Here is a 25,940-nt window from a genome sequence, read left to right as displayed (position 1 = left end):
CAATGTGCAGGGATACATGTTCATGTCAATGATGGAGCAAAACGCATTGTTGACGATACTTTCAGTGTTGTAACCCTCAACAGTAAAACTCTTAAGCGAAAGGACGTGCTTCAAGCGATGTTCGAGCGCACGATTACATGAGATGAAGCTATTTAGTTGCGACCAGTTCTGCAATTATGCGGTTATTAGTTTAACTAATTGGAGCAGAAGAACATCAAGAACTGTCCACAAAGTTGGTATTGAGGTAATCTAATGTTGAACGTCACTGTTGATGAAATACAACGCGATCCCTTGAAATATCTGCGCCAAGTAGAGGCAGGTGAAACTCTTGTCATTGTTAGATCTGATAAGGCGATCGCTGAACTTAGACCTATTGCGCGGAGTAAGCAATTGCGACCATTTGGTTTGTGTGCAGGTGAATTTACTGTTCCAGACGATTTCGATGCTCCCTTGCCTGAAGATCTTCTTAATACGTTCGAGGGCAAATGAGAATTTTGCTAGATACGCATATCTTTTTGTGGTTTATCAGTGGTGATGCCCAGTTATCAACGAATGTTAGAGATTCAATTCGTGATCCAGATAATGAGGTCTACCTGAGTTCAGTTTCTGTTTGGGAAGCAATTGTCAAATACCAGTTGGGCAAGCTTCCTCTGCCAGAGTCGCCTGAAACTTATTTGCCCAAGCAGCGCGAACTTCATCAGATTGCTAGTCTTGCTCTTGATGAAAATAGCGTGATTCAATTGGCTAAACTGCCACCATTGCATCGTGATCCATTTGACAGAATGCTTATCTGTCAAGCATTACAAAACGGTTTGACCATTGCGACAGTAGATACAGCAGTTCGTGCCTATTCAGTAAGCGTCTTGTAGCAGCGAACCCGAACCCAACACTGCGTTGGTGCGGACGGAACAGAGGTTATTGGTATATGATTGAGGTTAACTGCCGCCGCACAACTTCACCGTTAGAAGTCAGAATCGTCATGCTACACAGATCGATGTCAAAAGTTCTTCCTATCTTGCTCCTCGTTTATCTTGCAGCAAGTCTCATACACTTTATCCACAATGCTGAATTTCTGGCAGATTATCCGAATTTACCTACTTCGTGGACTCGCTTTGGCGTGTATTCTGCCTGGATCGTAATGACAATAATTGGGGTTGGGGGATGGATCATGATATCTCGTGGATATCAACTGGTAGGTCTTTTGCTCCTGGCTGTGTACGCTGCTCTTGGCTTGGATAGTCTTGCCCACTATGTCGTTGCACTGTTATCAGATCATACAACAGTGATGAACTTGACAATTTTACTAGAAGTGATAGCCGCAGCCCTAGTCTTCATAGAAGTGGTGCGGCAAATTGTTCAACAAGTGCAATCAAAAAATGACATAGTTTAGTTGGGCAATCGTGTGACCCAATCAGTCACATCGAAGTCGTCTAGATAAAGCGCGATCGCGCGAGGTTCTTTATTGGCAGATGATGCGCGATCGCTGCAATTAATTCCCTGACGTAGAACTCTGGTTAAGTTCCTTCTTGTCTGCTGGCAAGCTGTCTCCCTCTTCATCTTTCAATTCGTTTTGGGGTGGGGACGGTACAGCTCAGAAGTGAATGTTAAACTTGACTTAGAAACACTAGGAGAGTGATCGCTGTGGCTTCTATAACAATTGATCTTTCGGACAGCCAATTCCAAAAGCTAGAGAATTTAGCAAGAGTGCATGGCATTGCGACTGAAGTGCTTTTGAAGGCAAGCCTAGAGGATTGGCTAAATCTACAAAAAGGCGATTTCGTTAATGCAGCCGATTATGTGTTGGAGAAAAACGCTGAACTATATTGGCGTTTGGCATGATCCGCTATTTGACATTAATTGAGGTATTAGAGCTACATCGCAAAATTCTTGAACAATCTGGTGGAACATTGGGGATCCGAGATATGGGGTTGTTGGAATCAGCGATTGCCCAGCTTCGAATGACGTTTGGCGGAGAGGATCTTTACCCAAGTTTGCTGGAGAAGTCAGCAGCATTAGGGTTTTCAATCATCATGAATCATCCATTTGTAGATGGAAATAAACGTACAGGTCATGCTGCGACGGAGACTTTTCTTGTTCTGAATGGGTTGGAAATTAATGCATCTGTGGATGAACAAGAACGTATGGTGTTGGCGATCGCATCTGGCAAATTAGAGCGTGAGGTATTTGTAGAATGGTTGCAGCAGAACACAACTGCCTGCTAACTTGGTCGGTTAGTCACACCGAAGTCATCCAGATAAGTTGCGATCGTAGAACCGAAAAGCGCGATCACGCCTTGGAAGATGGTAGAATTTGAATTATCATCAGACCTAACAAGACAGTGCAGCGGACGGAAGCGCGTAGGTTGAAAACCGAGCCGTTAGGCATCGCGCACGGTTTTTCCGAAACATCTCAGTCCGCCACTGACTTTGGACGTTAGCACTACCAATGACATAGCACTCGATGCATTATTAAAGGTCTCGGATTTACCCATGGTGGACAAAAAGTGAACAAGCCGACAGCGATTAGCTTATTTTGTGGCGCAGGAGGGTGCTCTCTGGGCTTCAAACAGGCAGATTACGAGATACTGTATGCAAATGATAAAGATTCTGCTGCTATCGATACCTATAAACGCAACTTTCCTGATGCAGTATGTAGCAACGAAGATATTAACAACCTAGATTTTAATCAGGTATTAAAAAATATTGGGGTAGCGCCTGGTGATCTTGATATGGTTATCGGCGGCCCGCCCTGCCAAGGTTTTTCAACTGCTGGGACTAGATTTTGGGATGACCCAAGAAACCATCTCTTGAAGAGCTATGTCAGAGCTTTGGATGTTGTACGTCCAAAATGGTTCATTATGGAAAATGTTGAAGGGTTGCTAACTTCAAATAAAGGTAAATATATTCATGAAGCAGCCAAAGCGTTTATTGAAATTGGCTATTTTATAAGGATTGAGAAAGTATATTCACAAGAATATGGAATTCCTCAAAGAAGAAAAAGAGTTCTGATTGTTGGCAATAGAATTGGTCATAATTATAAGCTTCCTGAGGCGACAATAAAAGTTTCAGGGCAAATATTTAGAAATTCAGATATAACGATTTCGCACGCAATTGGCACCCTGCCAAAAGCAGCCAAGTCAAAAGATGAGTTAGCAACTCCTCTTTCCGAACCTGCCCGAGATAAGTTCGATTTACTACTTAGAGGTAATGCTGTCGAAATTACAGATCATTACTACCCTGCGATAAAAGGTATTCAATTGGAGAGGATTTCTGCTCTTAGGCCTGGGCAAACAATGAAAGATTTGCCTGACCATCTTCAGCATGAATCGTTTAGAAAACGGGCAAATAGGCGCGTGGCAGATGGAACGCCAACGGAAAAGCGTGGCGGTGCGCCCTCAGGCTTGAAGAGATTAATAGACAATGAACCAAGCCTTACGATTACAGGTGCAGCTACACGAGAGCTAATCCATCCTGTTGAGAATAGGCCTCTAACGATTAGGGAAGCAGCCAGAATACAGACTTTTCCAGATGACTTTATATTTTGCGGAACTGCATCTCAAAAGATACAGCAAATTGGAAATGCTATCCCCCCAGTGCTTGCTCGAATTTTTGCCGAACATATCCGAGACGATTATGGATTCTCAGGGAAACCCCATAATAAAGGTAAGCTCTTAGGGTATCTGTTAACTAAAGCAGGAGCTATGAGCCCGGCTCTAAAAGCAACCGATATGTTGCTTTTAGAGCTCATGACGAATCAAAGACAGAAACAACACTTACTATTTGGATAAAACATGACGAATTCAGCATTTTTTCGCAACCTATATACCAAATGCAAAATGCATGGAGCTGGAGAGGCACAAGTTGTTATATCTGACGGAGAGTTATATTCGCTTCTTTCCATTGCCATTGATGACTTGGGATGGTTGCACGCAGATTTCGGCGCTAGTCAGGTGGCTACACCTAATTCAGACTACTATAAAATCCCTTTGAGCTGGTTTGATCAACAAGCTCAAATGAACATCACCTCAAATGAAGTCGAAAGCGTTTTGAGATCTGTATTTGAGAAAGACAATGACTTTGGTCTATACATCGAAAATTTAACTGCCCTTCACCGAAGAAGAGTCAAATATAGGAGAATTTTAGCCTCACAACCGATGCCGAACATGGATCAAATCGGACTGAGGTCTTGATTGGAGTACGGCTGCTGCGAATCTACTTTACTGGCCAACTGGATGGTTTGGCGAAAGTGGATTTATGATGTCGATAATCGCTCAGCCCAGGAAACCGGTTATCTGTTTGAGCCTCTTTTGGCAAGCTGTCTTGGCGGCGAGCCTGTTGGATCAAGAAATTCGCCGGTAAAAAGGCTAGATTCCAATGGTCAGCCAACGAGCAAAGGAAGGCAAATTGATTGTTTGGTTCCTGGCAATAACAGAACCTATGAGCTAAAGCTGCGGGTTACTATTGCAGCTAGTGGTCAAGGTCGCTTCGGCGAAGAGCTGTCTTTCGCAGAAGAGAGCCAAGCTGCCGGATTTACTCCGGTTCTTCTCGTGCTTGATCCGACTCCCTCTGCTCGACTAACTGAACTATCAGAAAAATATATGTCATGCGGAGGTGAATTTTACCATGGTGAAGCCGCTTGGCAGCATATGGCAAAAGAAGCTGGGGAGGTTATCTCTGTTTTCATAGAAAACTATATCCGACCTGCCATTCAAGGGATCGAAGAGATTGAAATCAATTTCCCAAAATCAATAAATTTGAGCTGGTCGGAAAATGAAATAAAGGTATCTGACAATTCTGCTTCTTATGTCGTTCAGAGGGTATAAGTGCTAACGAGGCGCTGCACTCGGACAATTAATTTTTCCGCTGCGCTTCAAAATTGCCGGTGAGCGCGGCGTTAGTCACACTGAAGTCATCCAGACAAGTTGCGATTGCCTCTGGCAGTGGGCGGAGCCCAATCGCAGAACCGAAAAGCGCGATCGCGGGGGGATCTAAGTTCACTGCTAATATTGGTCGTTGGTCACACCGAAGTCGTCCAAGCAAATCGCGCTCGCAGTTGGAAGATGATAGAATTTGATGAAGTTATCTATTTGCTAAATTTTGGTATTAGAAGATCGGGTTTGAGAAGATTAGGCAGGTTGCCAGGAGGAGAAAAAATGACTGAAGCAGCAGAGAGACTAAAGCTTGAGCTTTCTCAACTTTCTGTTAAGGAGCGTGCTGAACTTGCTTACTTTCTAATTCACTCGTTGGATGAGGAAGTCGATTATGACGTAGAGAGGACTTGGGATGTTGAATTAACGCGACGGATGCAACAAATCAACGAAGGTACTGCTTCTGGTAAACCATCTAACCAAGTATTCACCTATCTGAGAGAAAAATATTCGTGAAGCCTGTCATTATTCACAGCGAAGCGATTGAGGAGCTAGATGGGGCAGTTGCCTACTACGAAGATCAAAAGGTAGGCTTGGGATTCAATTTCCTGGTTGAAGTCGAACAAGCTCTTGGTAAAATTCAACAAAATCCCAACTTAGGAGTAGTCTATAAAGTCACAGGGCTACGCCGATATGTAATTCAACGGTTTCCTTTCCTAATTTTTTACGCAGAACTTGAAGAGTATATCTGGGTAGTTGCGATCGTTCATGGAAAGCGTAGACCTGATTACTGGAGACGACGACAAATAGAGTAGCACCGAATCCAAGCCAACAACTCCAGTGCGGCGGACGGACGAGTGATCGCGTTGTTTTTTGTCGAAATATCTCAGCCTGCCGTTGACATTAGCCGTAGTCACACCTAAGTCGTCTAGACAAATCCTGATCGCAGAACCGAAAAGCGCGATCGCCACCTCCAAGCTGCCAAAGCAACCCTTGTTGAATTTACCAAAGCCGTCTACGAAAAAAGCTTAATTGCTAAAGCCCTCATCACTTACATCGACCAACTCAGCGAAAAACCCAACCACGGAGTCTGACCCATGCAAATCACGATCAACCTTCCCGATGCACTACAAATTAGTGAGGAAGACCTCCGCACCGAACTGGCGATCGCACTGTTTCAGCAAGAACGCATTACCCTCGGTACTGCCAGCCAACTTGCTGGTTTGCATCAGATTGAGTTTCAGCGATTAATCGCCAGTCGTGGCATTTGTGTTCACTATGATATTGAAGACTTAGACCAAGATCTCAAAAGTCTGCAAGAGGAAAGTTGGTAATGATCATTGTGAGCAACACCTCACCGATTAGCAATCTTATTATCATCGGTGAGATTGCTCTATTGCAGCAAATTTATCCCAAAATCCTCATTCCCCCCTCTGTGCATTCAGAACTCACTCGCTTACCAATTCTCGTAACCACGATGATTTCTTTGCTTGAAGCTGGTTGGCTGGAGATCCAAGCACCGACCAATCTCCAACTTCTGGATATACTCAACCAAGCGCTTGATCCCGGTGAAGCTGAAGCGATTGCACTGGCAGTGGAACTCAGTGCTAATCGGCTGCTGATTGACGAACGTCTGGGTAGAAGCGTTGCAGCAAGTTATGGACTGAAACTTAGAGGTCTCCTGGGAATTCTCATTTATGCTAAACAGCAGGAGCTTATCCCAGTTCTCAAACCAATTCTTGATCGTTTAATCAATCAAGCGGGCTTTCGAGTGAGCCAAACTCTCTATGATCGAGCGCTGCAAGAAGTGGGAGAGTAAAGCTAGGCAATCTGTAAGCCCCAGCAACCCAACCTTATACCAATTCTCAAAAGTGGCTAGAGAGATCCTTAATTGAACCTCCCTACAAACTGGGGCCAAGTTTCCAGTGACTTTTGATAAACGGTATTATTTTTTTGTTTGGATTTTTGGGGAAAATGCGCTATTAAATGATGAACACCACTCTTGCTCAAAAAATACGTATTTCTTCACGAGTAAAAACGACAGGAAGTCTTTGATTGAGGACGTTTTGCTGGCCTGATTCCGTCAATAAAAGGCAATTCGATTTGTAAAACTTCTTTGTATAAAAACAAGATTGCGTTTCTAGCAACATTTTGTGTTGATGCAGCCGCATTTTTATCTATTGCTAAATGTGAAAGATAATCTCTCAGGAAAGTGCAATAGGAACTCTTGAATGTGTGGGTGTACCTGGTACTATACCAGCTAGATCAACAGGTGTATTTTTGTTGAGCTACTCTCGTATGAGAGAAGCATCCATTAATTATCAGAGGCGAAGTATTTCTCCTAGTGTTCCGGGTTTTGTCGGTAGTCAAAGAGTAGTCAGAGCTTTTCAAGAATTCCAAAAGCTGGAAATACCCAAGGGGGAATGCCTTCAAATCACTCCATATGTTCTAACTGGTTCCGGGGAGTATTTCTTTGGTAAAAAGGCAGTGATTAAACTTGGAAATTTAGGTGATGCAGTTACTTTATAATGTTGCTGCTAAGCCGTTCAGCTACATAACAACGCTGTTGCAACGGACTGCTGGTTCTTGCTCGTGGGGTAGCAAGGTTTGGTTTGCAGCCGCTGAACAGCAACGTTATCATTAATCAGTCACTTCCTACCTTATTTCGCTCAAAGTTTTTTGATTTACCTCAAAAACATTAAACAATTTAAAAGTGATATAAGTCCAATAAACCTGGAAGAAGTCTCACTTCTAACTTTCCTTGAGAAAGGGCAACAATCGGGACGATATCAGTAACAAAAGGAATTAAAACCTTATTTTTTTGTTTGGATTGTTGAGGAAAATTCGCTTCAAGAAATGTCGGCTCTAATTCCACCACTAACAAATCATTGCCGGCTGGATAAATATCAACAACTTGACCAATTTGCTCGCCCGTTTCTTGATTAATAACGGCTAAATTAATTAAGTCATCGACATGATATTCATTTGCTTCTAATTGAGGACGATCGCGCTTTTCAACAAATAGCTTACTCTGCCGTAATGCTTCGGCTTGATTGCGATCTGTAATTTCTTCAAAGCTCACCACATAAAGTTTTTTCCCAGGCAAATAATACCCCCGCTTTAGCGTTATCCAATCGAATTCTTTTTCATTGGGACGTTTAAGCAAACGTTTTCCTGGTTTCTCAAATCGTTCCGGAAAATCAGAATCGGTATAAACCTTTACCTCTCCTTTAATTCCGTGCGGTGAGACAATTGTCCCAATTTCAATTAAATCTTCGACTTCCATCATTGAATGATTAATTCTCGTCCTCCCAACTGCGAAGCTGGAAATAAACTAACACTAACGTAACCATTAATAAAACAGTGGCTGCTGCTGCTGCATAGCCAAAATCAAACCGGGCAAAGGCTTCTTGATAAATATAATAAACCAAAAGATTGGTCGAGTTGAGGGGCCCCCCCCCAGTGACCACATAAACTTGCTCAAAACTGCGTAGGGTAAAAATGACCGTTGTAATAGTCGTAAAAATTAACGTTGGACGTAAACCGGGTATTGTCACATACCAAAACTTTGCCAACCCATCTGCCCCATCTAATTCGGCTGCTTCGTAGCGTAGCTGAGGAATTGCTTGTAACCCCGCTAAAAATACAACCATATTAAACCCCAGTTGTTGCCAGGTACTCAGAATAATTAAAACTGGCATTGCCCAGACAGTGCTATTAAGCCAAGGAATGGGATCAAAGCCGAGTGTAATGAATAGTTCATTCACGGGTCCTTGATTTTGAAATAACCAACGAAACCCCAAACCTACCGCGACTAAAGAAGTAATAGAAGGAATAAAATAAGCGGTTCGCAGTAGCCCCCGTAAGGCAACGGATTGATTGAGTAATACGGCAATGATTAAAGGTAAAATTAAACTTGGAATTACTGTTGCCACTGTAAAGTAAATCGTATTGCCAATCACCTGCCAAAAATCAGGATTGACCAATAAACGAAGATAGTTACGTAAGCCAATCCATTGTATCCCTTCGCTTGTAAAACTCCCACTGGTAAAGCTCAAATAGAATAAGTAACTAATCGGATAAAAAACGAAAATTGCAAGTAAAATTAGAGCGGGCGCTAAAAATAACCAGGCAGTAATGGTTTCTTGGTCCCACTGAATAACAGGGTTAATCTTCTGAATTTTCATCACCTTCTTGCGCTTGCTGTTCTGCTAGGAGTTGAGCCACTTTTTTTTGTATCTGTTGATGACGACTGACCCCTTCGTAGCGATACCGATCATAACCATTTTCCAGAATTTGCCTTTTAATATTGTTCACCCTTTCTTCTGTGTTGGGGTGAGTGGATAGCCAGACGGGGGGTTGGTCTTTACTTTGTTCCACTAAGGTTTCCATTAAGTTATAAACGCCATCAGCGGCATACTCGCTACTAGCTAAGAGTTGGGTTCCTAATTCGTCGGCTTGTCGCTCCATTTCCCGACTATAATTCAGAACCACTAAACTGGCAGCTGTCCCACCATAAGGAATAAACTGACTGACATTGGCTAATAGATTCCCTTCCGTGACTAACTGGAAACCATGAGAAAGGACAGCATGAGAGATTTCATGGGCAATTAATCCGGCTAATTCGGCTTCCGATTTCGTCTTTAAAATTGCCCCCGCATTGATAAAAATTTTCCCACCGGGAAGGGCAAAGGCATTTAAGTTTTCGTCCAAGACAACGTGGAATTCGTAGTCGAAGCTATCCCGTCCTGCATATTGCGTTAAACTCATACCAATCTCAGTAACATATTCCTCCACTGCTTCATCTTCCAGCAAAGGAAGTTGCTCTTCTAAGCGATCAGACAGGCGATCTCCGACCCCGGATTCTCCTTGTAAAAGCAACGCTGTGGACTCAATCGCGGAGAAGGGACCCAATAAACTCCCGGTTAAAGCATAGCTGAGAGCACCGGTAATAACGCTTGCAAACGCATTTTCTCGTAAGCTGGCTCTTAATTTCTTTTCATAACTTTCTAAATGTTGATCCGCCAGGCTACTGTAATCATCGGCTTGGGAATGTTCCGCATTGAGTAACGCAAACTGACGCGCCGTTAGAGAGGCGTCTAACCATTGTTCCATTTCTTGATAAAGGGGAAGCAAGGCTTCCACTAACGCCAGTTGTTGGGGATAACGAGAAACCGCACGTTCAAGATGGGTAATCGCGGCTTCGGTTTGTTCAAAATGGATTAAGGCTTCAGCATAGCGCACATGACCGGGAATAAAGCCAGGATGTTTTTCTACTAACAGCTCTAAGGGGGCAAGGGTTTTGCTTTCGAGTTTGGGATTAAATTCGGCTTGCCCATAACGCCAATACACTTTCCCATCAGGAGGAAGGGCTGCAAGATCAGTGTAAGGGTCTTGGGAAGCGTTGGTGGTTTCTTGAGCAAAAGTGGGTTTAGCTTGCTGGTAAAGCGCGATCGCGCGCTCTTTTTGTCCGGCTTGATAAAGTTGATCGGCTTTGCGTAAGGTCGCCAGATAAGCCAATTCTTCTTTTGTCAGATCCGGTAGGAGGTCATTCAATTTTTCTTCTTGGCTTTCCTCAACCGTAACCGTCGGTTCCTCTGGCGTTGATTCACCGACAGCAGTGGCGGGGACAAAGATGAGACTAAAACTGAGTAATAGAGCATTCCAAGGGCATTTCATGGTCAGGGAACCCTCAAAAATAATCTGGCTTCTTTTATCTTAATGAGAAAATTGCGCGATCGCAGCCCGCTTCAATCGCTAACTCTCATTTAAATGAGACGATAAGGTAAAGTAAAGAAATAAAAAGTCTAAACTAGACCTAGCGTTTAAATCAAAACTCGGTTAAGCTCATTGATGATCTAGTTCAATTAAATTCTATGATGGTGCAACAAGTTGATTCTATTCCTGAAACAGATAACTTCGCGTCCTTAATTGACCCTTATCTGCTGAGTGCAGCACGACATATTTATCAAAAATGCTACGAAGTTTACCCCGAAAAAGCCGAACAAACTAGTGGGGTGGCGATTGATCGGGAAACCCATCGCGGACAACTGATCTTTCATGATCGACCCATTCTTTTACCTTGGGAATCATTTATTCCCTCGGAAGAACTCCAAATGGAGGAAAGCCTATCCTAATTTTCCTTTAGAGCTGACTCGCCCATTGTTTGGCCCAGTTTAAGATGGTACGAACAGTTGGCTCATCTTGTGCTTCGCAATAGAGTCTGAGCAGGGGTTCTGTCCCGCTAAAGCGGACTAATAACCAACTATTGTCTTCAAGGCGGAATTTATACCCGTCAATGGTTTGACAACTTTTTACCGCTCGTTGGGCAATTGCTGCTGGCGGTTGAGTGGCAAGAATATTTTGCACCCGTTGCTTGGCTTCTTCGTTGGCTAAGGGCAAATCGACCCGATTATAAGCGGAGTGGAAGCCAACTTTTGCTTGCAGTTCTTGATAGAGGGTGCCTAAATCTTGATCGGCAACAACAACCGCTTCGATCGCGTAAAGAGCCGATAGCAGTGCATCTCGTTCAGGAATATGAGTTCCATAGCCAATTCCTCCCGATTCTTCTCCTCCCAACAGGACTTGCGTTTCTAACATTCGCTCCGCAATATATTTATACCCAATTGCCGTCTCATAGAGGGGTTGCTGATAGTGCTGTGCAACCAGCGGAATTAAATCTGAACCGCTCACTGTTTTGACGATTTCTCCACTAAATCCATGATTTTGGACAAGATGCTGAATTAAAATCGGAATCAAGACTTGCGAACTTAAAAAGTTCCCTTCCCCATCAACCGCCGCCACGCGATCACTATCGCCGTCAAACACTAATCCCATCCGTAGTGGGTATTGATCCTGCTGTTTGGCTTGATTAATGGCTCGGAACAAGTTGGGAATATATTGAGGAAGCGGTTCTGGTGGATTACCGCCAAATAAGGGATCGCGCTCAGCATTAATTTCTATGACACCTTCACCCAAAAAGTGCGAGATTCCTCCCGCTGCTGCGCCGTGCATCACATCAACAAAAATCCCCAGTTTACCCTGGGCAATGGCGCGTTGAATCCGTTCAATATTAACTTTTGCGGCTAAAACCTGTGTATAGCTTTCCCAGGGGTTAAAGGTTTCTAATTGCCCCGGTTGATCGGCAGTAATGATTTCTGATGAGGAGAAACGAGATTCAATTTTTGCCGTGAGTTCTCGCGTTACTGAGCCACCAAACGCCCCTTTTACCTTTAACCCCAAATATTCAGCCGGATTATGACTCGCGGTTAACACGAGCGCCCCCAGTGCCGATTGAGCTTTCACTGCCCAACTCAAAGCTGGGGTTGGGGCATAAGTATTAGCAAGATAGACATTAAAGCCTGCTGCTTGGACGGCTTCTGCTGCCACTTGGGCAAACTTTTCGGCTAGAAAACGACGATCATAGCCCACAATAATGAGGCGATTTTGCGCCAGATGACTGTAGGATTCTGCTAGCACTTGTGCTGCGATGGGAGCTAGCTGTTGCACTCGGGGAAAGGTAAAATCAGCTGCAATGACACCGCGCCAGCCGTCAGTACCAAATTGAATGGGAGCAGGGGTAAACGGCATAGACTTTTAAAATTCCAAATCAGGGGAATGCCAAATTTTTTAATTTAAAGATCACAAACATCCTACCATGATTAATCTTCTCTTGAAGCAGGATCGGATAAGGAATCTTCCTCACTGAGTTCTAAATGAATCAGCAGCGATCGCAGCTTCATGCGTTCAATGTAGGGCCAACCTCCTTTTTCTTCAATATCACGAAGTAATTTATACAATTCATTACGGGTATCGGGAAGGGCAGGATGGAATAATTTTTCCCGAATCTGCCAATGCAATTGTTCTAAGATACGCAACAACTTTAACAAAGCTAAGCAGTCTCCCTGATACTCTTGCGCCGTTTCCCAAATTAACGCTTCTATGCGCTCTGCTTCCTCTGTTAACTTTTGATTTGCCTTGTCATCCATCGGGTAATAAAGTTACAAAACTTAATATTAAAGGGGTCTTCAATACTTTCCTTGGTAGGAAAAGCAACTTGTCAGTGTACAATGCCTAATTGGATGTTCAATCAGTTTTTTGATTATCGTAAGATTTTGGCGAAACTCCTCTTATCTCAGCGGCAACGAACACGAAACCAATGCGCCCTCGTGTTACTTCAAACTTACCATCATCTGATCGAGATGAAGCTTTGACCGTAAAAAGATAAGAAAAATAAAGATAAAGCGTCATCCTTTGTCTTTACCTTGAAATTGCCAATTGGGCGCAACTTTTACATTTGCTGTAGCGGAGAGTTTTTCAATAAAGGAATCAAGACAAATTATGAGATATCGTTCAATCATTGCTACTGTCCTGGCGCTGTGTATCGGGTTATTGACCGCTTGTTCAGAAGAACCGAGTGAATACATTGATAAAAGCCAACTCACTTATGATCAGGTTTTAGGAACTGGATTAGCGAATAAATGTCCTCGTCTTGCCTCTAGCCGACGGGGTACCATTGACGTTAGTCCTGACACCAGTTACAAAATCAAAGATATGTGTCTGCAACCGACGGAATTTTATGTGAAGGAAGAGCCGGAAAATAAACGTCGCGAAGCAGAATTTGTTCCCGGTAAGTTACTCACTCGTTCCACCTCAAGTTTGGATCAAATTGTAGCCAACTTGAAATTTACCGAAGATGGACAGTTTTTGTTCCAAGAAATTGATGGCATTGACTTTCAGCCGATTACTGTGCAACTTCCTGGCGGTGAGCAGATTCCCTTCTTGTTTACCGTGAAAGGGTTGACGGCTCAGACAGTCGCCGGTCTAGAAAATATCAATACCTCCACTGACTTTGAGGGTGACTTTAATGTTCCTTCCTATCGCGGTGCTTTATTCTTAGATCCGAAAGGGCGCGGTGTTGCCAGTGGTTATGACAACGCGATCGCGCTGCCCGCCCAAGCGGATGATGAAGAGTTAACAAAAGCCAATGTGAAGCGTTACACAGAAGGAAAAGGACACATCTCTTTACAAATTGAAAAAGTGGACCAAGTCACCGGTGAAATTGCTGGAACGTTTGAAAGTGAGCAGCCCTCAGATACTGATTTAGGGGCACAAGAACCTGAAGATGTAAAAGTTCGTGGCATCTTCTACGGACGGGTTGAAGAAGCAACTAGCTAGTTGAGATATAAGGGGAAAGGAGCAAGGGAAGTTTTCACTCCTTTACCCTTTTCCCTCAATTCATGCGCCGTCACTGGGTCACCCTCTCTTGTGTTGTTCCCGCTCAATCGCTGCAAAAAGAGCGCGGAAATTCCCTTCACCAAACCCTTGGGCGCGATCGCGCCGTTCAATTAATTCAAAAAAGAATGTCGGTTTGTCAAAAATCGGCTGGGTAAAAATTTGTAAAAGTAAGGGCATTCGTGGGTTTACGGTTGATGAATCCATTCCCTGCGCTTCACAATCAACCAAGACTTGCGCCTTTTGAATCCTTGCCCATTCAGTCTCAGAAAAAGGCAGGTTGTGAAATCGTTCCTGCAGTTGAATATAGTAAGTTTCAGGCACTCTTAAAAATGATACCCCTAGCGCTTTGAGCTTCAAGGTCACGTCCGTTACATTCGGGGTACTCAGCGCAATATGCTGAATGCCTGCGCCCCGATTAAAATCTAGGAATTCTTGAATTTGGGAGTTGTCAGAACTGGGTTCATTAATGGGAAACTGCACCTCTCCACCCGGTGATACCAACACTTGTGAGTGTAAACCGGAGTAAGATGTCGCGATCGAAAAAGATTGTTTGCGTTGCCAACCAAAGGTCCGTTCATACCATTGCACGGTTGAGTTTAATGCGCCTTGGGCAACATTCAAGACCAGATGATCAATGCCTGTAAAATATTGACCCTGTGTTGGCGTCACCGGCGATTTTTGCACCCATTGTGGCAGAGACGGGACTAATGGCGTTGTCCCTTGACGCTCCACTAAGGTATGAATGAGCCCGGTGATGCCTAAAATTTGACACCATTTCAGGCAACCCCCGTCTGTTTTGAGCGTTTGTAGGGGTTGCAGCAACCTCACCTCGGAGTGAAGCAACTGAGGGAGATGTTGCTCCAGTTGGGAGAGTTCAAAGGTAACTGCAGCGACTCCCGGAGGGTGATCTCTGAGGTGATCTGCAACCGGGCTCTTGCCATTTTTTGCCGAGTACAGTAGGAATTCTGCTTCCCCACTTTTGACCACTTCCAGCAGTGTATTAGCGTCGCTCTCTCCTGACGCAATGGTTTCAAACCCCATGTGAGAAATAAACCAATTGCGCCACTGCGAAGCATTGTTCACATAAAAGTGAATCTGATCAATCTTCATTGATGTGAAGCCTCAGTTATTTTAATCTCCCTCCGGATAGGATACAGGTTTTCTTAGAAAAATAAATGATTATCAGGTTGGATGTTTATTTCCGTGGGAACTGCATTCGGTTCTGCTTGCAACGCAAATAAAATCGCTTGAGCAGCCGTATCCGCACTTAACATTTTTTCGCGATCAACTTTTAAACCCGCTTGATCCCAAAAGGGAGTATTGACGCCACCAAAGTAGAATAACGTCATTTTGACCCCATAACGCTTCAGTTCTTCGGCAAGACATTTACTAAAGCCCACAGCGCCAAATTTAGAGGCACAGTAGGCACTTCCCATTGCCATGGGGTGTTTGCCTAAAATACCAATTACATTACAAATTTGTCCCGATTTTTGCTTGCGCATCACCTCGGCTGCGGCTTGAGAGGTGTAGAAACTGCCTTTCAAGTTCAAATCCAGCATCGTATCGAGATCACTGGGTTCAATTTTTTGGTGGGGTTTGAGAATGCCAGCACCAGCTGCATTCACCAGCACATCAATTTGACCAAACTGCGCGATCGTTTTTTCCATTAGGGTTTTTACTTGTTCGGGAGCTGTGATGTCAGTCGGAACACTCAAAACCCGTTCCGCCACGGAGAGCTGAGACACTAATGCGGATAACTTGGCACTCTCTTTTGCGGCTAAAACTAGATTGGCCCCTGTTTCTGAGAGATAATGGGTCAGGGTTGAACCAATACCACCCGTGGCGCCAACGATAACAATAACTTTGCCTTCCATATTTGTTACATTTCTTTACATCTTCATCTATCTTAACCAGAGAGTTCAGAGCAATTGCCAGTAACTCAAGATAGATTAGTTTGCGGATTGGGTCTTTGGTCAGGCAGCAATATAGGATTGAAATGCAGTATCACTATGCCAAGGATGACCAATTGCGCGATCGCGACGACCCCTCCCAACAAAAATCAGGATAAGATTGCTTTCTATTATTTGTAAAAAAATTGCAAGGCTATAATCACTTTCCCTCTGCGCTAAGGGGAATGTACGCGCGTTCGGTGGTCTTCTCCCGGCTCAACGGTAATTAGCCCGCGTTTGGTTATGGGCTGCTATAAGCTGAGCCCCCTTTCGTGGAGACTCTTTGCAGCAGCTTAGCCAGCTACTAGTTCAGTTCCCACCAGCCAAATGCTGGACCAACGAGTCGAATTGTAATCCAATAGACCACCAAAAATCCAATTCCAATCCACGCCCCACGCGTTGTCAATTTCACAAAGCGTTCTCCATCTTTTTTACTAATTCCTAACCAAGGAATTAGCTTTTTCTCTTGACCGTATTTGTCTCCTAACGCATCTTTTCGACGTTTCGCTTCGCCCATGACTAGACTCCCGTTTCGTGGTGGATACGATTCAATTTTATCGCAGTGTAAGGGATTAACGGTAGTTGGTAATTTGCAGTGGTACCGGGTAGTCAGTTTCTTTCAGGGATTGAATAACTTCTTGTAAATCATCTTTGGATTTACTAGAAACGCGAACACTATCGCCTTGAATTGAAGGCTGGACTTTTTTAAATTCGTTTTTGATTTTTTTAGTAATTTCTTTCGCCAGTTCTTTATCGATTCCTCGTTTTAAAGTAATGATTTGACGGACACGATTGCCACTCGCGGATTCAACCGTGCCATACTCAAAGATTTTTTGGGAAAGCTTCCGTTTCGCCGCTTTATTACGAAGAATATCGTGAACGGTATTGAGAGTGAACTCGCTATCCGTATTCACCGTAATTGCATCTTCAGTCAGTTCAAGACTGGTTTGAGTATCTTTAAGGTCATACCGATTTTCAATTTCCCGTCGGGTTTGATCAACGGCATTCAGCATTTCTTGATGATCGAAGTCGCTAACAATATCAAAGGTGTAATTGGAAGCCATAGCTTAAAGTAAGGGTGAGTTCAACAATTAAGAAATTAAATTGCAGCGTTAATTTCTAAAATACTCAGTCCATATAAAATGAGGCTACTGAGCGAGCCTAAGGCAAACATGAATGATCGCGCCGGGGCGATATTGGCAATATAAAAAATTGGATAAAAAGAACGCCCCACTAAATAAGCAATCGCTGCCCAAAACGCCACTGGCGAATCAACGGCAGTGACATAAGCCATTATGGCTGCTGGGGCATAAAAGATAAAGGATTCAAAGGCATTTTGGTGCGCCCACGTTGCTCGTTGGGCATAAGGCGGCAGTTTATCGAACATAGCGCGAGGCGCCTGATAGTCGTAGCCGACTTGTAACCGTCCCCAACCCACGGCAAAAAAGGGCAAATAAATAAGAATTGCCCCTCCTGCCAAAGAGTAGAGGAGTACAGCCTGAGTTGAAGTTGCCATGACTTAATCAAAATAAAATAAAGTGACTAATTTACGGTCTTCTTCTGCTTCTTCACAGGTTTTGAGCAGAGTATGGCTGTCATGAAAAGCGAAACAGATCAGTTGCTGACAGCGAGAGATAATTTCCCGGTTACATAACGCACTGGCTTCCCCAAGAGAAAGTTCATCTTGTTCAGGGTTTTCCACTAAATGAATGACCTGGCCGAGTTGAACTTGGGATTCTTTCGGCTGCTGTTGCAGACTTTGGGGCAGAATGACCGTCAAGAGGTTGGGATCGGCACGCATGGCGCCTTTAATGACAGCAGAATTCGTTCCCGTCGCTCCCGAGGTCACCAGGCGGTTACCGCCTAAAACCAGCGCATAACTCATCATTTCAATGAGTTGTTGATGCGTAATGGGAACATGACGAGAACCAAGAATAGCAATTCGTTTAGAACCAGTTTGTTGGATCGCTGCCAGTTCTTGGGTTAGGGTATCAAGTTGGATGGGTTCAGTAGTCGATTGAGTCAAAGACGCTTACACTTGCCTAGATTGACTTTTGTCATTCTACCAGACTCTATCCGCGATCGCGCTGAGTTTGCTTTTTTCTTAATTTTATTTGGGCTTGGCAGAAATCTAAAACAAGTGTTATACTGACATGGCATTCGGACGTATAGCTCAGTTGGTTAGAGCGCTACGTTGACATCGTAGAGGTCACTGGTTCGAGTCCAGTTACGTCCACTGGCAAGCTAAAGATACTGATTCCGGAGTTCAACCAGTGCAGCAACCGTTGAGCGATAAGTGTTTTGGAGCTCTTCCATTAGTGATTTTGGCGGGAGTTGCTTGGCTTTACTGCAAAGATCTAGTTTTCGACAGACATCAGAGAGTCTGGGCAGTCCGAGATTGAGGCTAGTGCCTTTGAGGGTATGAGCTTGCCGTTGCAATTGTTCGAGATCCTGGTTTTGGTAGGCTTGCGCGATCGCGCTGATTGAATCTTGCCCCTCTTCCAAAAAACTATCAATTAACTCCAACATTCTTTCCCCATAAACCATAATTTTTTCCAAATGGTGCAATATTTGTTTATCAATCAGGGCAGTAGCTAGAGGTCGCTCATGGGCTGATAATTGAGCCGTCTTGCTTTGCTCATAAGCTTGTTGCAAAACGGCAATTAACTGCTCTATCTTTACAGGTTTGGTTAGATATTCATTCATACCTGCCCCCCAGCCCGTCTGTTTCGCCTCTTCGACCACATTAGCTGTCATGGCAATAATCCAAGGAGAATCAGCGTTGCCACGCTCTTCTCGGATCGTCCGTGTTGCAGAAATACCATCTAATGCGGGCATCTGTATATCCATTAAGATGACATCGTAGGTGTGCTGACGCAGGGCTTCTAACGCCTCTAAACCGTTTGCTACGACATCAGCGTGATAACCGAGACTTTGCAACATCTGCAAAGCAACCTTCTGATTCACAGCATTATCTTCCGCAAGTAAAATTTTTAGAGGACAGTAATTAGCAAGTTGATCATCGCGATCGACGGCAAGAGACTCGAGAGGAGAAAGCGGTTGGGCATGATGAAGAAAATGATTAACCAGAACGTTATACAATTGCGACTGCTTTACAGGTTTATTTAACCACCCAATACAACTAGCCCCCATCGTATTTCTAATTTGAGAACCACCCTTGCCCAGAGAAGTTAAAGCTAATAAAGGTAGGTTTTTCTGGTGAGGCAATTGACCAATTTTTTGAGCCAGAGTCAAACCATCCATCTCTGGCATTTCCAGATCGACAATGGCTAAATCAAAACGATGATTTGGGGACAAAAGATTTAAAGCAGCTGCCCCAGAAGCGACTGCTTCTGAGTAAATGCCCCAACTCTGCAGTTGTAAATTTAAAATTTGGCGATGGGTTGGATTATCATCAACCACTAATACCTGTTTGTGGGCTAAGGGTCGAGAATTTTCAGAAAGGGTTAGTGTTGTCAATGGCTGAGACGCAATGGTGAAGTAGAAGGTTGAACCCTTAGAAAAATCAGATTGAATAGGGAGTTGGAAAGGCTTCGCCTGAGGGTGCCAATGGCTAGGTGTTGATCCAGCAACGTTGCCATTACTCATGACCCACATTTGCCCGCCCATCAATTCACACAGACGGCGAGAAATCACTAAACCAAGTCCACTGCCTGTCATTTGCCGTGTATAGGAGGAATCAACCTGTGAAAAGGGTTGGAACAGACGATTCATTTTATCGGCTGGAATTCCCACCCCTGTATCTTGAACGGTAAATAGCAGCTGGAGAGAATCCGAATCGGATCCCGACTCTGGAAGATCTAACCCCTTGACTTGCAGAAGAACTTCTCCCTCATCCGTAAATTTCACGGCATTACTGAGTAAGTTCACTAAAATTTGCCGTAAGCGGGCTTCATCTGCCAGAATTTTTCGAGGAATTTTCGGATCTAGGAAATAAGCGAGTTCTAAATTTTTTTCTAGGGCTTTTTGCGCAACCAAGTCTAACGCCCCTTCTACACAATGGCGTAACGAAAAATAAGTGGGTTCGAGGGTTAACTTTTTCGATTCAATTTTTGAGAAATCAAGAATATCATTAATGAGAGTAAGTAAGGTATTGCCACTGTTACGAATAATTTCGGTAAATTCCTGTTGCTCTTGATTTAAAGGGGTATCCAGTAATAAGCCAGTCATACCAATAATTGCATTCATCGGCGTGCGAATTTCGTGACTCATGTTCGCTAGAAATTGACTTTTAGCTTGATTGGCTCGATTCGCTTTATCTCGTTCCTCAAGGAGAGATTGTTCCATAAAGCGCCGTTGGTAAGCATTGGCGACTAGCGTGGAAAGCGTCCGCAACATCTCTAATTCGGAGGGGTTCCATTGTCTAAAATACAGACATTCATCAAAGCCAACAAAACCAAAAAATTCGCCTTGTACGTACAAGGGGTAAACAACAATGGATTTAATCTCTTGGGGTTTAAGAAGTGCAACGAGATCAGGGGGAACGTGTTCAATATTTTCGGAATAGACGCGACCGTATTGCTTTAAGAGACGTTTCCAGGAGGGCATCACCTCAGCGTAGCAAAGGTGTTGGAGATGGTCTTTTTGAGGAGTAATGCCAGTGTTGCACCATTCAAACGTATTATGGGTGACGAGCCCGCCCGGTTCATCTTCAAAGATATAGACCCGACTAACCTGTAAGTGCTCACCGATTTTTTTCAAGACCGATTGCATCTTTTGTTCAAAATTCTCTAGTAAGTTCAGTCTCAGAGCAATTTCTGACAAGATGATTTGCTCTTTTAGTCCGGCGGCTAGGGCTTCACTCTGTTCTTTAAGTTGTTGATTACTCTGTTCACGCTCGGTGATATCTTTACAGATGCAAATAATACTGACTAATTGGTCACTTTCATCATAGTAAGGAATATGACTCATGTGAAAAATCCGTTCTCCCTCAGCCGTGGCAATGGTTTCTTTAGAAGTTACAATGGTTTGCTGTTTGAGGACGGTTGTAATTTGAGCTTGAAATTGTTCTGCCACCTCTGAGCCAAACAAGTCTCGGTCAGTTCGACCAATGATTGCTGCTTTTTCATAGCCGAGATAACGAACAGCCATCTGGTTCACAAATTGATAGATGCCCTTGCAGTCTTTGATCATAATGGCATCGGTGGAGTTCTCCACGATAATTTGAGATTGGCTCAGTTCTTCTGTCCGTTCTTTGACTCGTTCTTCTAAAGTGAGTTTGGTATAGGCGAGTTCTTGGAATTTGTGCGAGAGCACCACAGCCATATTTTGAAAATTATCAATTAAATCATCAATTTCAGTAATGCGCGATCGCTGCCAATTAATATTGATATTATCCGATACTTTATTCGGTAAATCAGTTGTTACTAATGCTAGTCTTTGCAGCGGTTTTACCAGCCGACGACTGATTAAAAACGCTAGTCCTAACCCGCAAAGGGTGACCCCTAACATCAGTGCTAAATAGTTAACATAAATGCGTTGCAGCTCATCGACAAAGGGGGCTGCTGGGAGTTGAACAATTAACTTTAAACCGAATGGATTGAGGGCATTCGCGATCGCCTCTTGATTGCTATCTTTTGTGGTCAAACTATAGTTCGACTGGCGCCATTGTTCCATTGCTGAAGGATAAGAAAGATCAGATGGCATCTTCAGTTTTACAGTATCACCTACATTCCGTGTCATGCCTTGCAATTGAAATGTTTCCATCAGTTGTAAGTCTTGACGAGTCGTCGCTAAAATATGATTTTCTCGATCAACCAGGGTGAGCTGAAATACAGCAGGCAGTTCTTTGCCAGTAAAATTCAATAACGCAGACTGCTGATTTTGCTTGAGGAGAGTGGTTAATTTGTTCCAATCAAAAGCCCCATATACAATCCCTTGAAATTCACGATTAGCAATAATGGGTACACTAATTCGGATATGAGGGGTATTATCATATTTACCAGCATAGACGACAGTAAATTGTTTGGTCAGCTGATCGCGAGTTTCTTGAAAAATTTTTTTTTGCACAATGTTTGTGTTGATTCGTTCATTATCTGAACTAGCAACAATATTGCCTTGCTGATCAGCAACATCAATTGTTGAAAAATCAGGAAATGTCGCTTGCAAAAATTCAATTTTTTGTTGTAAAAAAAAAGGCTCTAATACAGGAGATGGCAATGCTGATTGGGCAAGCATTTCTAAAGCTTGTTCATAAGGGCGACGCCGTAATTCCATCTCATTTATCGTATTATTAGCAATAATCGTCAGATAAGATTGAATCCGATTTTCCACTTGTTGCAGATTAAAGTTCCCTTGCCAAATCATCAAAAAAATAACCGGAACAAAAATGAAAGCGATTAAGAAATTAGCGAGGGTTTGTTCTAAAGATAAGGAAAGATTAGAACTTTTGTGATGCTGCAACCATTTTTCCCAAGGCAGATAATTCGTTAAAAAATTAGCAATAATTGCGTTAATCAGTCCATTGATCGGTTGCTTCAAGATAATTAACGTACTTTGTAACTCCTCCAGACCCAACCCATAGGTATAGGAGACCCAAATTAAAGGAATTCCAATCACTAACCAGTAGATGGCATCGGCTAAGGCTAAATCTTTTAAGTTGCGCTGATGTAGCAACCAACCGACAATTAATGCTTCCAAGGTGAACGTCAGTATAGCGTAGGGATGATGCCACAAAAAAAGGGTATAACTTCCTGCAAGTAACCCCACTAAGGTTCCCCAGCCCATACCATAGAGTTTGACAACAACTAGGACAAAAATACTCCCAAATAAAAGGTCAACCCCAAAAAATAAAGGGAAGTTAAAATAGTTGCCAGCGATCGCGCTAACGGTTAGAAAAAATAGAATGATGCTTGCTCGAATCGATAAGTTCATATTCGTTAATTACAGACTATTTTTTAGAGGTGACTCGCTAATCTCGTCATGCTATCTTTCTGAAGATAACGCTTTATAATATATCAATTTTTCGTTCAATGTAAAAAAATGCTTTATCGTCGTTTTGGTCGCACTAATTTACAAATGCCTGTTTTTTCTTGTGGAGGAATGCGCTATCACTATCGATCGCAAAACATTCCACTGAGTGATATACCTCAGGCCAATCAACAGAATTTAGAAGTAACAATCGAACAAGCATTCGCTTTCGGAATTAACCACATTGAAACTGCTAGAGGATATGGCAGTTCCGAAATGCAGTTAGGTCAAGTTTTACCGAAGTTTGACCGGAAACAACTCATTATCCAAACAAAAATTGCTCCCAAAGATGACCCAAAAGAGTTTCGACGCCAATTTCATCAGTCTTTACAGTTTCTGAATTTAGATTATGTTGATTTACTAGGAATTCACGGTATTAATACGGAAGAATTGTTAGAAAAAACGATCCGTCCAGGAGGATGTTTAGAAGAAGTTAGAAAATTACAAGATCAAGGAAAAGTCCGTTTTGTTGGATTTTCTACTCATGGCTCAACTGATTTTATTATTAAAGTAATTAAGGCGAACCAATTTGATTATGTCAACCTCCATTGGTACTATATTAACCCAACCAATTGGCAAGCAATAGAAGTAGCCAATCGTTATGATCTGGGAGTTTTTATTATTAGTCCTTCGGATAAAGGGGGACGGCTTTATCAACCGCCCCAAAAGTTAGTAGACTTGTGTCACCCCCTAAGCCCAATGGTGTTTAACGACTTATTTTGTTTGAGTCATTCTCAAGTGCATACCTTATCCTTAGGAGCTGCAAAACCGACTGATTTTAAAGAGCATTTAAAGGTTTTACCCTTAATTGAAAAGGCTGATGAAATTTTACCGCCAATTTTAGATCGTCTAGAGAAGAGCGCGATCGCGCAACTTGGAGAACACTGGTATAAAACCTGGAAAATTGGATTGCCTCGTCTTGAAGATACCCCGAATCAAATTAATATTCCAGTCATTTTATGGTTAAGAAATTTAGCCTTAGCTTATGATTTAACCGACTATGCCAAAATGCGCTATAACTTATTAGGAAAAGCAGGGCATTGGTTCCCTGGCAAAAAAGCAGAAAATTTAGAGAGATTAGATCTAAAGCCATGTTTAAAAAATAGTCCTCATGCTGACAAAATTCCAGCCCTGTTAGCCGAAGCTCATGAATGGTTTAATGGTGAAACTGTTACACGACTCTCCCAACAATAGCAATCAAAAATAATTTCACAAGGGACTAATGACTAATCACTAATGACTAATGACTAAATAATGATTCAATGTATTTAGAGAAACTCTATCTGACCCGCTTCCGAAATTATTGGAATTGTTCCGTTCAATTCCAAGCGCAAAAAACAATCTTAGTGGGAAGTAATGCTCAAGGAAAATCTAATCTTTTAGAGGCTGTTGAATTGTTAGCAACATTAAAAAGCCATCGCACGACAAAAGATCAAGATTTAGTCTTTCAAGATGCCACTGTAGGGCAAGTAGAAGCATCAGTCAAAGGGCGCTACAGTCAAAATCAATTAACCTTAACTTTACGTCAAAAAGGACGACGTACTGTTGCAATTAATCATGAAGCTTTACGACGACAAATTGATTTTTTAGGCAGACTTAATGCCGTTGAATTTTCGAGTTTAGACTTAGATTTAGTACGAGGTTCTCCAGAAAAGCGTCGCTACTGGTTAGATGCTTTGTTAGTGCAAATTGAACCGATTTATGCTTATATCTTGCAAGAATACAATAAAGTATTACGGCAGCGGAACGCACTGCTAAAAACGATTCGTAAGTCACTCTATGACAACGAAACCCCTTCTTCTGTGGCAACGTCTACTTGGGAACAGTTGGCATTATGGGATGCGCAGTTAGCAGCCAATGGGTCGCGGGTGATGCGTCGTCGGGCTAGGGCGATCGCAAGACTGGTTCCGATCGCGCAACGGTGGCACAGTCGGATTAGTCAAGCAACGGAAAAATTAGAAATTGACTATGCTCCCAATGTGACTTGCTTCGAGGATAATCCGGAACCCGTGCAACAAGCGATTTTAGATCGCATCAAACTCCGTCAACCAGCAGAACACAACTTAGGAACAACCGTTGTTGGACCTCATCGCGATGAGGTCGAATTTAGGATTAATGAAACGCCAGCGCGATCCTACGGTTCACAGGGACAACAACGTACACTCGTTCTAGCTTTAAAATTAGCAGAACTGGAGTTAATTGAAACCGTTGTCGGAGAACCCCCTTTATTATTGCTGGATGACGTTTTGGCTGAACTTGACCTTGATCGTCAAAATCAATTATTGGCAGCAATTGAAGACCGCTTTCAAACTTTAATTACCACCACTCATCTCAGTTCATTTGATCAACAGTGGGTAAAATCTTCGCAAATTCTCACCGTCAACAAAGGGGAAATACAGCATTAACTCATCCTACTAAGTAGATCGGCACATTAAAATAGCACCATATTACGTTTTGTAAATCTAGCCAAAAGCCTCTCATGAGTGTGAATTGAGTTAAGTTTACAATCTGTAAGGAAGAATGAAATTATAACGCCGACCTACTTAGTATAGGACTTACGCATTGACAAGAACACAAAAATATGGGTTGGCATATTTAGTGTATTTTGATACAAGACCTACCCTTTCTAAGCGCGATCGCGCCATGAGCAACTGCTGAACCCGAAGGGCTGAATCAAATTGAGATCTGGTTTAGCATCCTACTTTTAAGTATCAAGTAAACCCCCAGAAAAATTCTCTTACCCGCCATTCAAACTAGACGGTTTAGTTTGGCTATACCGCGAAGCCTGACGCAACTAGCGATCACCCCTCTGAATCACCAACTACTTTTGACTGCACCCGATTATTTCTCCCTGAAAATATTTCCATCTCCTGGATGCTTTCTTCTCAAAAGTGGAA

The 25,940-nt window shown here is 43.0% G+C and carries 29 protein-coding genes, 1 tRNA gene and 1 pseudogene; 16 read left to right on the top strand and 15 right to left on the bottom strand.

Going from position 1 to position 25,940, the window contains the following annotated elements; translation table 11 throughout:
* The first annotated feature begins 252 nt into the window (after nt 1–252).
* The 3 genes from GVY04_13510 to GVY04_13500 all read left to right on the top strand — a co-directional run bounded on the left by GVY04_13510 (nt 253) and on the right by GVY04_13500 (nt 1,390).
* Nucleotides 253–489 (top strand): type II toxin-antitoxin system Phd/YefM family antitoxin, encoded by a 237-nt coding sequence (locus tag GVY04_13510; protein ID NBD17110.1) that lies wholly within the window; start codon nt 253–255, stop codon nt 487–489.
* Nucleotides 486–869, top strand: a complete 384-nt coding sequence (locus tag GVY04_13505; GenBank protein NBD17109.1) for a PIN domain-containing protein — start codon at nt 486–488, stop codon at nt 867–869. Before GVY04_13510 ends, GVY04_13505 begins: the two co-directional genes overlap by 4 nt.
* Before the next feature lie 299 nt (nt 870–1,168).
* Nucleotides 1,169–1,390, top strand: coding sequence for a hypothetical protein (locus GVY04_13500; protein ID NBD17108.1), 222 nt, complete (start codon nt 1,169–1,171; stop codon nt 1,388–1,390).
* Here the strand turns inward: GVY04_13500 and GVY04_13495 are convergent.
* A complete protein-coding gene (locus GVY04_13495) occupies nt 1,387–1,557 on the bottom strand; it encodes a hypothetical protein (protein ID NBD17107.1) in 171 nt (56 codons plus the stop codon). The genes GVY04_13500 and GVY04_13495 overlap by 4 nt on opposite strands.
* Nucleotides 1,558–1,641: 84 nt before the next feature.
* On the opposite strand from GVY04_13495, the gene GVY04_13490 reads away from it, so the two are divergent.
* The 4 genes and pseudogenes from GVY04_13490 (at nt 1,642) to GVY04_13475 (ending at nt 4,822) form a co-directional block, all read left to right on the top strand.
* Nucleotides 1,642–1,839 carry a DNA-binding protein gene (locus tag GVY04_13490; GenBank protein ID NBD17106.1) on the top strand — a complete coding sequence of 66 codons (198 nt, stop codon included), beginning with the start codon at nt 1,642–1,644 and terminating at the stop codon, nt 1,837–1,839.
* Nucleotides 1,836–2,222, top strand: coding sequence for a type II toxin-antitoxin system death-on-curing family toxin (locus GVY04_13485; GenBank protein ID NBD17105.1), 387 nt, complete (start codon nt 1,836–1,838; stop codon nt 2,220–2,222). The genes GVY04_13490 and GVY04_13485 overlap by 4 nt, the downstream gene beginning before the upstream one ends.
* A 281-nt stretch (nt 2,223–2,503) precedes the next feature.
* The gene (dcm, locus tag GVY04_13480; protein ID NBD17104.1) at nt 2,504–3,787 is read left to right on the top strand and encodes a DNA (cytosine-5-)-methyltransferase; all 1,284 of its coding nucleotides are present in this window, start codon (nt 2,504–2,506) and stop codon (nt 3,785–3,787) included.
* Nucleotides 3,788–3,835: 48 nt separating this feature from the next.
* A pseudogene (locus GVY04_13475) lies at nt 3,836–4,822 on the top strand (restriction endonuclease).
* Nucleotides 4,823–4,850: 28 nt separating this feature from the next.
* Here GVY04_13475 and GVY04_13470 read toward each other — a convergent pair.
* On the bottom strand, nt 4,851–4,997 hold the full coding sequence (locus GVY04_13470) for a hypothetical protein (GenBank protein ID NBD17103.1): 147 nt from the start codon (nt 4,995–4,997) through the stop codon (nt 4,851–4,853).
* Nucleotides 4,998–5,152: 155 nt separating this feature from the next.
* On the opposite strand from GVY04_13470, the gene GVY04_13465 reads away from it, so the two are divergent.
* From GVY04_13465 to GVY04_13450, 4 genes are all read left to right on the top strand, one after another.
* Nucleotides 5,153–5,383: an addiction module component gene (locus tag GVY04_13465; GenBank protein NBD17102.1), complete on the top strand. Its 231-nt coding sequence runs from the start codon at nt 5,153–5,155 to the stop codon at nt 5,381–5,383.
* Entirely contained in the window at nt 5,380–5,682 is a 303-nt protein-coding gene (locus GVY04_13460) for a type II toxin-antitoxin system RelE/ParE family toxin (GenBank protein NBD17101.1), read from the top strand. Before GVY04_13465 ends, GVY04_13460 begins: the two co-directional genes overlap by 4 nt.
* A gap of 282 nt (nt 5,683–5,964) precedes the next feature.
* Complete coding sequence (locus tag GVY04_13455; GenBank protein ID NBD17100.1) at nt 5,965–6,201, top strand: UPF0175 family protein; 237 nt, start codon at nt 5,965–5,967, stop codon at nt 6,199–6,201.
* Entirely contained in the window at nt 6,201–6,686 is a 486-nt protein-coding gene (locus GVY04_13450; protein ID NBD17099.1) for a DUF3368 domain-containing protein, read from the top strand. Before GVY04_13455 ends, GVY04_13450 begins: the two co-directional genes overlap by 1 nt.
* A 206-nt stretch (nt 6,687–6,892) precedes the next feature.
* Here GVY04_13450 and GVY04_13445 read toward each other — a convergent pair whose 3' ends face one another.
* The 4 genes from GVY04_13445 to GVY04_13430 all read right to left on the bottom strand — a co-directional run bounded on the left by GVY04_13445 (nt 6,893) and on the right by GVY04_13430 (nt 10,546).
* Nucleotides 6,893–7,075, bottom strand: a complete 183-nt coding sequence (locus GVY04_13445) for a hypothetical protein (protein ID NBD17098.1) — start codon at nt 7,073–7,075, stop codon at nt 6,893–6,895.
* Nucleotides 7,076–7,574: 499 nt separating this feature from the next.
* Complete coding sequence (gene rimM, locus GVY04_13440) at nt 7,575–8,156, bottom strand: ribosome maturation factor RimM (GenBank protein ID NBD17097.1); 582 nt, start codon at nt 8,154–8,156, stop codon at nt 7,575–7,577.
* 7 nt (nt 8,157–8,163) lie between these two features.
* Entirely contained in the window at nt 8,164–9,054 is an 891-nt protein-coding gene (locus GVY04_13435) for an ABC transporter permease subunit (GenBank protein NBD17096.1), read from the bottom strand.
* The gene (locus tag GVY04_13430) at nt 9,035–10,546 is read right to left on the bottom strand and encodes a M48 family metalloprotease (GenBank protein NBD17095.1); all 1,512 of its coding nucleotides are present in this window, start codon (nt 10,544–10,546) and stop codon (nt 9,035–9,037) included. The genes GVY04_13435 and GVY04_13430 overlap by 20 nt, the downstream gene beginning before the upstream one ends.
* 200 nt (nt 10,547–10,746) lie before the next feature.
* On the opposite strand from GVY04_13430, the gene GVY04_13425 reads away from it, so the two are divergent.
* Entirely contained in the window at nt 10,747–11,004 is a 258-nt protein-coding gene (locus GVY04_13425; protein ID NBD17094.1) for a hypothetical protein, read from the top strand.
* A 7-nt stretch (nt 11,005–11,011) separates the two neighbouring features.
* Here the strand turns inward: GVY04_13425 and GVY04_13420 are convergent, their stop codons facing one another.
* Both GVY04_13420 and GVY04_13415 read right to left on the bottom strand, forming a co-directional pair.
* The gene (locus GVY04_13420; GenBank protein ID NBD17093.1) at nt 11,012–12,457 is read right to left on the bottom strand and encodes a phosphoglucomutase/phosphomannomutase family protein; all 1,446 of its coding nucleotides are present in this window, start codon (nt 12,455–12,457) and stop codon (nt 11,012–11,014) included.
* 71 nt (nt 12,458–12,528) lie between these two features.
* Entirely contained in the window at nt 12,529–12,855 is a 327-nt protein-coding gene (locus GVY04_13415; GenBank protein ID NBD17092.1) for a hypothetical protein, read from the bottom strand.
* A 352-nt stretch (nt 12,856–13,207) separates the two neighbouring features.
* Between GVY04_13415 and GVY04_13410 the strand changes: the two genes are divergently transcribed.
* Entirely contained in the window at nt 13,208–14,044 is an 837-nt protein-coding gene (locus tag GVY04_13410) for a Photosystem II manganese-stabilizing polypeptide (protein ID NBD17091.1), read from the top strand.
* Nucleotides 14,045–14,122: 78 nt separating this feature from the next.
* On the opposite strand, the gene hppD is transcribed toward GVY04_13410, so the two are convergent.
* The 6 genes from hppD to GVY04_13380 all read right to left on the bottom strand — a co-directional run bounded on the left by hppD (nt 14,123) and on the right by GVY04_13380 (nt 18,079).
* Nucleotides 14,123–15,214 carry a 4-hydroxyphenylpyruvate dioxygenase gene (hppD, locus tag GVY04_13405; protein ID NBD17090.1) on the bottom strand — a complete coding sequence of 364 codons (1,092 nt, stop codon included), beginning with the start codon at nt 15,212–15,214 and terminating at the stop codon, nt 14,123–14,125.
* Between the two features lie 53 nt (nt 15,215–15,267).
* Nucleotides 15,268–15,978, bottom strand: a complete 711-nt coding sequence (locus GVY04_13400) for an SDR family NAD(P)-dependent oxidoreductase (protein ID NBD17089.1) — start codon at nt 15,976–15,978, stop codon at nt 15,268–15,270.
* A 379-nt stretch (nt 15,979–16,357) separates the two neighbouring features.
* On the bottom strand, nt 16,358–16,570 hold the full coding sequence (locus tag GVY04_13395; GenBank protein ID NBD17088.1) for a DUF2839 family protein: 213 nt from the start codon (nt 16,568–16,570) through the stop codon (nt 16,358–16,360).
* Nucleotides 16,571–16,625: 55 nt separating this feature from the next.
* Entirely contained in the window at nt 16,626–17,117 is a 492-nt protein-coding gene (locus tag GVY04_13390) for a YajQ family cyclic di-GMP-binding protein (protein ID NBD17087.1), read from the bottom strand.
* A 35-nt stretch (nt 17,118–17,152) separates the two neighbouring features.
* On the bottom strand, nt 17,153–17,569 hold the full coding sequence (locus GVY04_13385) for a hypothetical protein (protein NBD17086.1): 417 nt from the start codon (nt 17,567–17,569) through the stop codon (nt 17,153–17,155).
* A 3-nt stretch (nt 17,570–17,572) separates the two neighbouring features.
* Nucleotides 17,573–18,079, bottom strand: a complete 507-nt coding sequence (locus tag GVY04_13380; GenBank protein ID NBD17085.1) for a DNA recombination-mediator protein A — start codon at nt 18,077–18,079, stop codon at nt 17,573–17,575.
* 136 nt (nt 18,080–18,215) lie between these two features.
* Here GVY04_13380 and GVY04_13375 point away from each other — a divergent pair.
* Nucleotides 18,216–18,289, top strand: a tRNA-Val gene (locus GVY04_13375).
* An 8-nt stretch (nt 18,290–18,297) separates the two neighbouring features.
* On the opposite strand, the gene GVY04_13370 is transcribed toward GVY04_13375, so the two are convergent.
* Nucleotides 18,298–22,947: a response regulator gene (locus GVY04_13370; protein ID NBD17084.1), complete on the bottom strand. Its 4,650-nt coding sequence runs from the start codon at nt 22,945–22,947 to the stop codon at nt 18,298–18,300.
* Nucleotides 22,948–23,055: 108 nt separating this feature from the next.
* Here GVY04_13370 and GVY04_13365 point away from each other — a divergent pair, with 108 nt between their 5' ends.
* Nucleotides 23,056–24,237, top strand: a complete 1,182-nt coding sequence (locus GVY04_13365) for an aldo/keto reductase (protein NBD17083.1) — start codon at nt 23,056–23,058, stop codon at nt 24,235–24,237.
* A 68-nt stretch (nt 24,238–24,305) separates the two neighbouring features.
* The gene (gene recF, locus GVY04_13360; GenBank protein NBD17082.1) at nt 24,306–25,448 is read left to right on the top strand and encodes a DNA replication/repair protein RecF; all 1,143 of its coding nucleotides are present in this window, start codon (nt 24,306–24,308) and stop codon (nt 25,446–25,448) included.
* Nucleotides 25,449–25,940: the final 492 nt, after the last annotated feature.

Source organism: Cyanobacteria bacterium GSL.Bin1 (assembly GCA_009909085.1).
Classification (GTDB): Bacteria; Cyanobacteriota; Cyanobacteriia; order Cyanobacteriales; family Rubidibacteraceae; genus Halothece.
This window is presented reverse-complemented; position numbering and strand designations above follow the sequence as displayed.